At 50.9% G+C, this 12313-nt stretch carries 7 protein-coding genes; all 7 read right to left on the bottom strand.

Annotated elements, in window-relative coordinates; translation table 11 throughout:
* Nucleotides 1-279 precede the first annotated feature (279 nt).
* Nucleotides 280-1986: a Na/Pi cotransporter family protein gene (locus QZN53_RS01990; protein ID WP_163437091.1), complete on the bottom strand. Its 1707-nt coding sequence runs from the start codon at nt 1984-1986 to the stop codon at nt 280-282.
* Nucleotides 1983-3374 carry an ATP-binding protein gene (locus QZN53_RS01985; RefSeq protein ID WP_163437089.1) on the bottom strand — a complete coding sequence of 464 codons (1392 nt, stop codon included), beginning with the start codon at nt 3372-3374 and terminating at the stop codon, nt 1983-1985. The genes QZN53_RS01990 and QZN53_RS01985 overlap by 4 nt, the downstream gene beginning before the upstream one ends.
* Entirely contained in the window at nt 3371-4048 is a 678-nt protein-coding gene (locus QZN53_RS01980) for a response regulator transcription factor (protein WP_163437088.1), read from the bottom strand. Before QZN53_RS01980 ends, QZN53_RS01985 begins: the two co-directional genes overlap by 4 nt.
* A gap of 238 nt (nt 4049-4286) precedes the next feature.
* On the bottom strand, nt 4287-5984 hold the full coding sequence (locus tag QZN53_RS01975; RefSeq protein WP_294651170.1) for a Na/Pi cotransporter family protein: 1698 nt from the start codon (nt 5982-5984) through the stop codon (nt 4287-4289).
* Between the two features lie 221 nt (nt 5985-6205).
* Nucleotides 6206-7864, bottom strand: a complete 1659-nt coding sequence (locus QZN53_RS01970) for a hypothetical protein (RefSeq protein ID WP_163437087.1) — start codon at nt 7862-7864, stop codon at nt 6206-6208.
* Between the two features lie 195 nt (nt 7865-8059).
* Nucleotides 8060-11776 carry a peptidase A26 gene (locus QZN53_RS01965; protein ID WP_163437086.1) on the bottom strand — a complete coding sequence of 1239 codons (3717 nt, stop codon included), beginning with the start codon at nt 11774-11776 and terminating at the stop codon, nt 8060-8062.
* A gap of 37 nt (nt 11777-11813) precedes the next feature.
* On the bottom strand, nt 11814-12299 hold the full coding sequence (ispF, locus tag QZN53_RS01960) for a 2-C-methyl-D-erythritol 2,4-cyclodiphosphate synthase (protein WP_088627170.1): 486 nt from the start codon (nt 12297-12299) through the stop codon (nt 11814-11816).
* Nucleotides 12300-12313 lie beyond the last annotated feature (14 nt).

Here is a 12313-nt window from a genome sequence, read left to right as displayed (position 1 = left end):
CAACTAGGCAGCAAATATAAAAATATTGCGAGACGCAGAATTGCAACCCTTATTACCAAAATTCGCCTAGAAACGAGCAAGGTCCTAATCTATATCTTGAAACGGAAACAAGTTTCCGACAAGATATGATTACGACATCCTTCGACGAACAATGGGCAAAGCCCATTTCCCGCGCTAAAAGCGTGGAGTCTCAGTAACAAAGAACGATTTGGCGTAGCGTACAAAGCGTACGTGAGCCAAATCGTGATGCAGAATTGCGAAGTTTATAGACGAATTCTCTTAGGTCGAGAATTTCTTGTTCGCATGCGCTTCCACCACATTCACCACGTAGTCGCCCAGCTTCTCGAAGTCGTTGATCAAGTCCATGTAGTGGACGCCCATCTGGTAGCTGTAGCGCTGCGCATTGAGATCGTTCACGTTCATTTCCTTGAGCATCTTGCGGTAATCGTTGATTTCGTATTCAAGCGTCAATACCGCCTTCGGGCTCGCTTCGGGCTTGTTCTCGACAATCAGGAGCATCTGTTCGAGCATCTGGTCGCAGAACTTCACCATGCCGTCAATGCGGCGGTACTGTTCCTCGGTATAGTCCTCACCGCAACGGTACCTGCGGTTGATGACGCGGGCCATGTTGTAGCAGGCGTCGCCGATACTCTCGATTTCGGAAATTTCCTTGAGCATGCACTGCAGCTTTGTCTTACTTTCGGGACTCAAGCGGCCTTCGCTCACCTTGTTCAGGTATTCGCCGATTTCCATTTCGAGCTTGTCGCTGATGACTTCGTATTTTTCAATACGCGCGAACAGTTTCGCGAATTCTTCCTCGTTCTTCAAGCGGAGCAGTTCCGGCACCATGCGGAACATCTTGAGGGTGCGTTCGGCAAACAGGATTATTTCCTTGCGGGCTTCGTAAAGCGAAAGTTCCGCGGTACTCATGAGGCCACCGCTGATGAACTTGATGCCGAAATCCTCGCCATCTTCCTTATCCTTGATAATCTTGCAGATGAGTTTTTCCATCGGCTTGATGAACCAGATAAGGAGCAAGACGTTACACAGGTTAAATGCGGTATGGAACCCGGAAAGGGCGTAGGTCACGCGCACGCTCGCATGGGCGATTTCTTCTTGGGTCTGCGGCACGAAATTCGGGTCGAAGCCCACAAAATGGCAAACCATGTTCACGAACGGATTGAAAATGATTAGCACCCACACCACGCCGAACACGTTGAACAGCATGTGCGCCAAGGCCGCGCGCCTCGCCTGCGTACTTGCCGAAAGGGCCGCCAGGTTCGATGTCACCGTGGTACCGATGTTTTCGCCCATCACGAGCGCGATGCCCTGGTAAATCGGGAGCACGCCGCTACTGCAAAGGATAAGCGTAATCGCCATGATGGCGGCGGAAGACTGCACGCACATCGTGAGAATGCCGCCTAGGAGCAAGAAGAGGAGTGTCGAGAGCATGCCCCAACCGCCCGTGGTCGCAAAGAAGTTGATAATCGCCTCGTTGTGAGCGAGGTCCATCGCCACCGCATTTTCACGCAGCGTGGTAAGGCCCAGGAACATGAACGCGAAACCGAACACGAACTCGCCGAAGCTCTTCACGCTGTTCTTGCGCACGTAGCTGAGCGCAATGCCGAGCCCGAAAAACGGCCACACGAAACTGCTCATGTTGAACTGGAAACCGAAAATCGACATGATCCACGCCGTTGCCGTGGTACCGATGTTCGCCCCCATGATGACAGGAATGGCCTGTTTGAGCGTCAGGAGCCCCGCATTCACGAAGCTCACCGTCATCACGGTCGTCGCCGTAGAGGACTGCACGGCGGCCGTCACGAACGTACCCGTCAAAAGCCCGCCCAGGCGATGTTTGGTCATGGTGCCAAGTACGGCGCGCAAGTGCCCGCCGGTAAGTTTCTGCAAGCCTTCGCTCATCGTCTTCATGCCAAACATGAGGAGCGCAAGGCAACCGATCATTTTTAGAATTGCAAGTATCATAAAACCTTATTCGTTTTTGAAAGGGTTGTAAAGCCGACCTTGATTTCGGTACCGAGACCAACGATCGAATTCAAGTGGATTGTCGCATGGAGGACTTCGGCGATGTGCTTTACGATAGCAAGTCCGAGACCCGTTCCGCCGGTTTCCTTGGAGCGGCTCTTGTCTACACGATAGAACCTCTCAAAGATGCGGGACTGGCATTCCTCCGGGATTCCAATGCCTGAATCCTTCACGGCAATGGAGCCCTGTTCCACGAGCACGACGACCTTGCCGCCCGACTCCGTGTAACGTATGGCGTTGTCCACCAGGTTGAAAATCATTTCGTAAAGCAGTTTGGAGTTCGCGATGATTTCTGCGGATGTTTCGCCTTCCAGCGAAAGCGAGATAGACTTCTTACTCGCGTTCAGGCCGAGGCTCTCTACACAGGAATGCGCAACGTTCCAGAGGTTCACCTTTTCGCCCAGCTCGAACGGTTCGCCACCATGGTTGTCGAGCTTCGACAGCGTGATGATGTCGTTCGCGATGGACTGCAGGCGGTTCGCTTCCTTGTGGATTTTGCCCGCGAACGTCTTGACATCCTCGGGTTTCGCCATGCCGCTCTCGATGAGTTCCGCATAGCCCGAAATAGAGGTCAGCGGAGTCTTGAGCTCGTGCGAAGCATTCGCGGTAAATTCATCCTTCAGGTGAGCCATCTTCTGCTTTTCGTTCGAAAGCTGTTCGATAGTCAGCTGCAGTTCCAAGTCCTGCTTGCGGATGGTATTCACGAGGGGCGCGATTTCCTTGTAAACGTTCTCGATTTTCATCCATTCGGGAGTGCCGAGCTGATCCACGAGCTTCTTGAGCGGGCTTACGAAGGTACGGCTGAGCCCGATGGCTATCAGGATAGCTGCTGCCACAATGGCCGCGAGCAGCACGACAAGGTACGGGATCGTCTTGGAATACACCTTCTGCAGGTTCGCCTGACGCATGCCGAGCCTGAGCACGTTCCCGTCACTCAGGCGCTTCGCGAAATAGAACACCTGCGCCTGCAACGTGGAAGAATAACGCAGGTCCTCGCCCACGCCTTTCGCGAACGCATCGATAATCTCTTCGCGGTCGTTGTGATTTTCCATCTTGGCCGCTTCGGCATCGCTGTCGTAGAGGATTCCGCCCTTCGAATCAACAAGCGTGATGCGGAGGTCCTTGCTTGCAAACTTCGCGAGCTTCTGGGGCTCGCCGCCGAGCGATTCCCCCTTGTACGAAGTTTCTATGAGGCGCAGGTTTTCGCGCAGGTGTCCCTTGAGCTGCTCCGCCATTTCGCCTTCAAATACACGCGTCGTAAAAAAGACTGCAAAGAGCGCCGCAATCACTCCCATGTATATTAGGCTGTAGCGGATGCGGTCTTTCATTGTGCCTTGTACCCTACGTTTCGGACCGTCTGGATAATCGCACCTCGCTCGCCCAGTTTTTGTCGGAGCGTCTTGACGTGCATATCGACCGTCCGCGTATCCATCTTGAAATCGATGCCCCAGATTTTTTCCAGAAGCTGCTGCCTGGAATAGACGAGCCCCGGATGCGACACGAGAAGCTTCAGGAGTTCGTATTCCTTGTAGGTGAGTTCCACATTCTCGCCGCCCGCCGTGACGGTGCGCTTGGCCTCGTCGAGCGAGACATCCCCGAGCGAAATAATTTTCGGTTCATCCGCTTCGACATTCACCATGCCCGAACGACGGAGCAACGCCTTGACACGCGAAATGAATTCCAGGACACCGAACGGCTTTGCGATATAGTCGTCGGCCCCCAGATCGAGCCCCTTGACCTTGTCCAGTTCGGAACTCTTCGCGGTAAGCATGATGACGGGAACATTGCACGTGGATTCCTGCGTACGGAGACGTCTCAGGATGCTAAGGCCGTCTTCGCCCGGCAGCATGATGTCGAGGACAAACAAGTCAGGCACGCGGGCCTTGACAGCCTCGTCAAGGTTTTTCCCGCAATCGAAGGCTCCGACTTCGAAACCGCTACTCTTGAGAGCGTAAGCTTCCATTTCGCGGATTTCGGAATTGTCTTCAACAATGTAAATCATATTCACAATTTACCCAATAATAAGATAAAAATACCTCCGCATTTATCCAATACCCGACGGAATGGCTTCACAAAGGTTTTATCCGCGTTTTACATGGATTTTACTTGTAAAAATAGACTGTACAAAAATGCTCGGAGCAAAAGGCTCCTTGACACCATACCGGCCATACACCGCCGTGCAAGAGTTCGGCGAGAAAGTTCACATGACGCAGTATGGCGACGCTTATAGGCGAATTAAACTAGGTGGAGAACTTCTTGTTGGCATGCGCCTCTACCACATTCACCACGTAGTCGCCCAGTTTTTCGCAATCGTTCACCACGTCCATGTAATGGACGCCCATCTGGTAGCTGTACTTCTGGTTCTCGATATCCGCGACGTTCTTTTCCTTGAGGAGCTTGCGGTAATCGTTAATCTCGTTTTCCAGGTTCAGCGTACGGTTCGCATCCACCTGCTGGCTATCGTCGAGAACAGCTATCATATGCTCGAGCGCCTTGTCGCACAGGCCCATGATATGCTTGATATGCTCGTACTGCTCCGCGGTAAAATCTTCCTTGCTGCGGAACTTGCGGTTGATGGCGCGCGCCATGTTGTAACAGGAATCGCCAATGCTTTCGATTTCGGAAATTTCCCTGAGCATTGCCTGAATGGTCGTCTTGCTCTCCGGGCTCAGGCGGCCTTCGCTCACCTGGTTCAGGTACTTCGCAATCTCTATTTCCATGTTGTCGCTGATGCCTTCGTACTTCTCGATGCGGGCGAACAACTTCACGAAGTCGTTCTCTTCCTTCATTTCGAGCAGGTTCGGTACGAAGTTGAACATCTTGCGAGTGCGGGTCGCAAACAGGCTGATTTCCTTGCGGGCCTCAAGGAGCGAGAGTTCCGGAGTGCCCATCAGGCCTGAGCTAATGAAGTGCAGGCGGGAATCTTCCTCTTCATCGGATTTCTTGGGCTTAATGACCCTGCAAACAAATTTTTCGATGTACTTGATGAACCAAATCTGGATGAATGTGTTCGAGACGTTGAACGCCGAGTGGAACGTGGCGAGCACCACGGAAATCTTCGCAAGGTTCTTTTCGTAACCCGGTTCGCCCATGTGGATGGAGAGGTCGAAGCCAACCACGTTACAGACGGCAGCGAGGAACCACTTGAGCACGATGATTACCCAGATAACGCCTATCACGTTAATCGTAAAGTGAGCAAGGGCCGCGCGGCGAGCCTGCGTATTGGCGGAAAGCGCCACGATGTTCGCGGTAATCGTCGTACCGATGTTTTCGCCAAGCACGAGCATGATGCCCTGGTCAATATGGAGCACGCCGGTGGAGCAGAGGATCATCGTGATGGCCATGATGGCGGCAGAAGACTGCACGCACAGGGTAAGCACCGTACCCATCACGAGGAAGAACAGCGAGTTGAAGAAGTTCGGGTCGCTGAAGCGGGCAAAGAACGAACTGATGGAAGCGCTCGCACCCGGATCCTGTACTACCGCGAAACCAGTTTCCTTGAGGGTCGTAAGACCGAGGAAGAGGAAACCGACACCGAACAGGAACTCGCCTAGCACGCGCTTCTTGTTCAGGTACACGAGAATGATACCGATGAAGAACGCCGGGTAGACGAAGTTCGCGATGTTGAACGAGAACCCGAGGCTCATAATCCATGCCGTTACCGTCGTACCGATGTGGGCGCCGAGGATAATCGAGATGGCCTGCATGAGCGTAAGGAGCCCCGCATTAACAAAAGAGACCGTCATCAACGTGGTGGCGGTCGAACTTTGTACTGAGGCTGTAACGAACATGCCGGTGAGCATCCCCGTGAAACGGTTCGTGGTCATGGTTCCGAGCACATGTCTGAGCTGCGGACCGGCCATTTTTTGCAAAGCCTCGCTCATGGACTTCATACCGAACATGAGCAGGGCTAGGCACCCTAACATTTTTAACGCCATCCAAGTCATAATTATAGGACCTTCCTATGAAGCGCCACTACCGGATCATCGTCGCTGCCTTTCAGCTAGTTCGGGCTCATGGCGGTGAATTGTTGTTTGTAAAACTGACGTAAAATATAGAAATAAGTCAAAAGCCTTACGAGTGGCGCAAGGCTACGAAAACAGAAAAATTTTATTACAGCCAATTTAATTTTGACTTGGCGGGGCAATCCGTTTCAACTTTAACGGATTGCCACTCTGCGGGATTCATTTCCATGACGCACAATGTAAACCCCGGCCTTCGATACCATAAGGTTCACCGCAGCACCCTGGGAATTTGCCGCCGTCACCAAGATCCCCTGCATGTCGAACACCTGCACCGGGCGGCTCGGAGCTAACCCCCAGACAGAAATGTTTCGGGCAGAGACAACGACCTTCAGATGCGGCGTTTTCACCTTCGGCGCAACAAAAGTCTTGCCCTCTTCTTCAAGGAAGGTCACCTCATAAGGCTTATCGGAATCACCGAAGAAATCGGCAATCACCTTTACGGTGCAAACCGTATTCGTATCCGTCTTCGCCTGAGCCATGCAGTCCGTCCGCACCCAGTTACCGCCGTCATAGATTTGAAGGGCCTCCTTCATTTCTTCAAAGCCTAAAGACACCAACGAATCCTTTTGGTATATGTTCGACGGATCATCCGAGTATTTACCGACTGGGGGAACCTCTACGCCGCCATAATACGATCTATACATAGAATTGTTGGCCCCTGCAAATTCATACACCAGCGAAGCGGTATGACTCCCTGTCAAAGTATCCACATAACTATAGTTGCCCGCAACCGAGCACCAATCCGCTAATGCGGCAAGGCTTCCCGTATATCGATTTTTCGAAGAGCCTTCGTTTTTCACGGTACCCCTATTGTAATCCGCCGAAATTAGCGATCCCGTTATATACCCCGCAAGGCCGCCCGCATAGGCAAAATCTTCGGACGCCTTGACTGTTACCGGGCCGTAATTATAGGAGGTTACTAACCAGGAAACACGACTAAGCGTTTCTCCCACCATTTGGAGTTCGCCATAATACAAGCCCACTATACCGCCGGCATAGACCTTTTTGCCCGAAAGAGCATGAACTCTACCCCAGTTGCCGCAATCTACGACATTCTGCGTAGTATCAAGTCTGCCTACAATTCCGCCCACCGTGAGCGTCCCTGATGTAGATTTACCTTCGATTAGGCCCGTATTTTTCAGGCCGTTAAATGATGTCCGGTGAGCATACCCTGCGATGCCCCCTACCGAAACAGATCCGCTTCCATTACCAAGAATCATTCCATTGTTAGAGCAACCCGTAATCGTTCCTCCGTCTGTACCCAGCTTATCGCCCGAGCCTACAATGCCGCCAGCAACACGACCCGACACACGTCCGCTGTTACGGGAGTTTATAATCACATAGCGAAGCGAACCCGCAAGGCCGCCGGCGATATTGGTCGAAGAAACCAGCGAATTTTCATTCGTATCGTTAAGCATGGCGCCATCGTTATACGCCACAAGACCTGCAGCGATGTCTTCACTTTTCACAACGCTGTTACGGATTTTCACATTACGGACACAGGCATTATCCTTTAAGTGAACGGCAACGCCTGCGGCAGACAACCCTTCATCGTTTTCAAAACGGCTATTCGCGATCGTCAAGTTTTCTACAAGGTTTTCGACGCAGTAGAACATGGCTCTAGACATGTTCAAGCCGTAAATCGTATGGCCTTGGCCATTGAGATACAGGTTCGTGCATCGTCCGCTCGTATCAACAGACATTTTATTCTTTGCCAAATGAAGAGTATCCTTGCCCATGACAAGGTCTTTTTCAATCAGGCCAACGACATAGCCGTCAGTTTCGATTCGCACTCCTTCGAGCAGTTTTTCAAATTGCTCGGCAGTAGAAATCTTGTAATACAGCGTATCTCCGATTCGTTCAAATTTATCTTGATCGAATTTCGTTGAATCACCTATGGCAGCAAAAGCTACCTAGGCAACCAGAGTCATTGCTACAGCCAAGCATTTTTTCAACATAGCGAATCTCCTAACAAAAAATTCTCTAGGTTATCGGACAACAATCAAACGAGACTGTTTACCGCTACGGACCAGGTAACGGCCCGACTTCGGAATCATCAAGTTCACCGAAGTCCCATGGAATCTTGCCGACGCCACCATGCGGCCGCGCATATCGAACACCATCACAGGCCTATTTTCAAGCAAACCCGTCACGGCTACGTTACGGCCAGAGACTTCCACCTGCAACAGCGAAACCACCGGCTTCGGCAACACAGGAGTCAAGCCGCTATCACTCGGATTCGAAGTAGAATCCGTGTAGAAGACGTCTACAATATAGCCCACCTTGTACGGTTCATCCGAATCGCCAAAGAAGTCCTTAACCACCGTTATCGCGCAAGCGCTCGTCGTGTCATAACTGAATACCGGCAAGCATCCTTTGTCAACATATCTTTCGCTCTTGAAACCCGGATGCAACTGCATCACAGACGGATAAATCATTTCTTCAAAGCTCAGGGGTTCCACAATCGAATCTCGCATGTCCGCCGAAGCGCCATTATAAGCCGGATAGTCACCCATATCCGAGCTATAAAGCACATGATTGAACGTATCGAAGCCCGTAGCCTCGTACGTCACGGCAGCCACCTTCTTACCGGTCAAGGTTTCGGCAAAGGCATACGTCTGCGCAATGATTGCAGAATCCACTGTAGCAATTATACCACCCGTTACGGATTCGGCGATATTCGCCCCGTTTTTCACGCTGCCCCTGTTATAAGCCGTTTGCATTGTAAAGCCCTTGCCCTTACCAATGAGCCCACCGGCATAGGATTCTTCAAGTGCGCTCTTTACAGTCACGGGACCATAGTTAAAGCTATATGCCACTGGAGTAATATACGCAAAATTATCACTATTCGGGATTCGATAGATATATCCATCAATGCGTCCCACTAAGCCGCCCGCGTAGACCTGTTTTCCGGTCAGGGCATGCACGCGGCCCCAGTTACCAATTGTCGTTATGGTCGAATTGGAATCTGCCACGCCAACAACGCCACCCACCGAAAGGGAGCCCGAATTAGCAGAGCCTTCAACCAAGCCCGTATTAAACACATTGCTTACGGTTGTCAACTGACAATAACCAACAATGCCACCACCAGCAACAGAGGCTGCACCAGAAGAAATAACCATTCCCGAATTGGATGCATCGCTGACCAAACCTGTACCGCTCGAGAACGTATAATAAGGAGACGCATTACCCACAATACCGCCTGCAAGACGTCCGTACACCCTGCCAGAATTGCGAACACCTTGCAACACGCCATCAGACTGTCCCACGATACCGCCCGCAATATTTGCCGATATCACCGTCGTGTTTTCGTTTTTGGAATCCAGTATAAGACCCGCTTTCACATTATGGTTATCGGCAACAAGGCCGCCCGCAGAATATCCTCCGCGAACAAAGCTATTGCGAATCGTTACATTTCTGACGCATCCACTGTTTTTCACAGTCACACCAGCGGCAGAATAGCCCCAGTCATTTTCGAAACGGCTATTTGCAATCGTAAAGTTCTCTGCAACTGTGCCAGAATCTATGCAGAAGAACATCGCTCTCGACATATTGAGGCCGTAAATGGTATGGTTATTGCCATTAAAGTCGGCACTCATGCAAGTGCCAAAGCCTGAATCTGCAGACATTTGACGCACCGACAAAAGCGTAGAGTCCCTACCCATCACGATATCGTTTGCAAGTTCCACCTTTACTTTCTTATAACGGAAGTTCTCAAAATAACGGCGCATTTCCAAGAAGGCTGCCAATTCCTCCGGCTTAGAAATGGTATAAACCAAGGTATCGCCATTTGCTTGAGAAGGCGGCATCGCATAGCGCTGGATATCTAAATAAGTAGAATCATTCTTATACAGGCAATCGAACTTGAAAACCGGATAACCGCCACGACGTGTCCACAAGCCGCGATTAGCAACAGTTCCGCCAGCCGTATTCAGCAAGTCAAGCATTTCGTCGCTTTGCAGTTCTGCAGTCGTTTTCTTGCAATCCGTGCAAACGGCACCATCATAGTAATACCTTCCCATCGTCGCAATATCAACAAGAGAACCATCATAGTACGCATTCGTCGGCGCCACATACGATCCCGTAAATCCAAACAGGCCGCCAATGGTATCGCCCTTCACAACGGGAGCTGCACTATAGGTATTCTTTACAGACGAATCGGGATAAGTCCAAAAACCGACAAGGCCGCCCACTTCGCTATTGCCCATGTTCAGCTTACCCTTGGCAATCACTTTACCTCGGTTATAGACATCGCTAAAAATTGTATAATAGGCATTCCCCAGAATACCACCCACATTCAGGACTCCGTATTCAGTCGGATCATCCGTGACGGATCCTGTAATATCGCCATAGTTGTACGACAACGACAAAGCAGGCAACTCCGAAGATCCACGACGTTCCATATAACCGGCAACGCCACCCGACCATACACGGTATGGGCCTTCAGCAGAGACTGTGCCGCGGTTTCCTAACTTTTCGAAGCCACGAACATCCGTATAAATCGAGGCATTACCGATAATACCGCCGGCATAAACCTTTCTGTACGCACCAGTACCATAGGCTTTGATAGCACCCTTATTCAGTGCATTGCGGAAAGCGTTATTCCTGTTTTCACCAAAGATTCCACCCACCATCAAGGTGCCTTCGTCAAGTGCAGACTCGACGATTGCCGTCACATCGCCCTCGTTCACGAAATCGCGGGTTTCGCTAGTTTCGTTTTTATGGAAATGCTTACTACCGGCAATACCACCGACATAAAGAGTAATTTGCCAATCAGAACTTACCGTATCGCAAGTAAAGGCCGTCTTCGCAGAAACATTTCCGTAATTCTGGAGGTTCCTCACAGAGCCCAACACATAACCGACAACACCCCCCGCATAAGACAGCGCCGACCCAGACACCATTTCGATATCACCACGATTAACGCAATTTTCAATAGATATACCATCTCGAGCATCGGCATCACCCGCAATACCGCCAACAAACACATTGTAGTCCGGCCCTACTTTTTCATTCTTTACAAAAGTAATCTTTGCCGAATTGGTACAACCGGCAACGCGTCCATAAGCCGTTCCCACGACACCACCCACATAGGTGCTACCTTTAACGGAACCACCAATCATATTGCAGCTCAAGATATAAGCCAATTGAGCATCCGAAGGGCTCAGCATTCGAGCCACAACGCCGCCTGCGATAAATCCACTACGAACATCCGTATTGATTACGTTTACGTTCGAAAGCCCCGATTGCATTTCAGTCACTACCGCAGCGGCCATATAGGCCGTATCGCTGCCAAAAGAACTGTTCGCCACATTAAAGTCGTGAACGAGGCCACCCCCCTGACCCACGATTTGGAACAACGAACGTTCCGCATTCAAGCCGTAAATAGTGTGGCCCTTGCCATCAAAATCACCTTCGAAGAACTCGCTACGCCCACTACGCACCCACCGCTTGGAACAAAGCTTCGACGTATCCGCACCGAAAACGATATCGTTCTTCAAATAAGCCCTGAGGCTTGGTTTGCCCATGTTCTTCGTCGTCACGGAATCCAAAAAACCGATCAATTCCTCGGGAGAGGTGATCTCGTAGTATTCTACGCCGTCGGTCTTGACCGTTTTCGGAATTTTGACGGAACCATCCCAGGCTGCATACGAAACCTGGGCGAACACAAGCAGCAATACAGCTGCATAGATTCGTTTAAGCATCTTTGTTCTCCTAACTATGTATTTTATACAAAAGATATTAAAGGCTGCGAACCATGGCAACAGCCTGGCTGGCAATACCTTCACCACGGCCCGTAAAACCGAGCTTTTCGGTGGTAGTACCCTTGATACCGATCTGCTTGATATCCAGGCCGAGCACACGGGCAATATTCGCCTTCATTTGGTCCTTATGCGGGTTCACCTTCGGACGTTCGCACATCACAATGCTATCGATATTGATGATTTCGTAACCGGCCTTACGGACTTCTTCGCCCACCTTGCGCAAAAGTTCCAAACTGTCAGCACCCTTGAACGCCGGGTCTGTATCCGGGAAATACGTACCGATATCGCCGAGGCCAGCAGCGCCCAGCAAGGCATCGCTAATGGCATGCAGCAAGACGTCGGCATCGCTGTGACCGAGCAAGCCCTTTTCGTAAGGAATATCCACGCCGCCAATAATGCACTTGCGGCCTTCGACCAACTTGTGAACATCAAAACCGATGCCCGAACGATAAATCTTATCCATAAAAAAATCCTTTT

The organism is uncultured Fibrobacter sp. (assembly GCF_900316465.1).
In the GTDB taxonomy this organism is placed as follows: Bacteria; Fibrobacterota; Fibrobacteria; order Fibrobacterales; family Fibrobacteraceae; genus Fibrobacter.
Note: the sequence above shows the minus strand (reverse complement) of the source record. Positions and strands in the feature narration are given on the sequence as shown.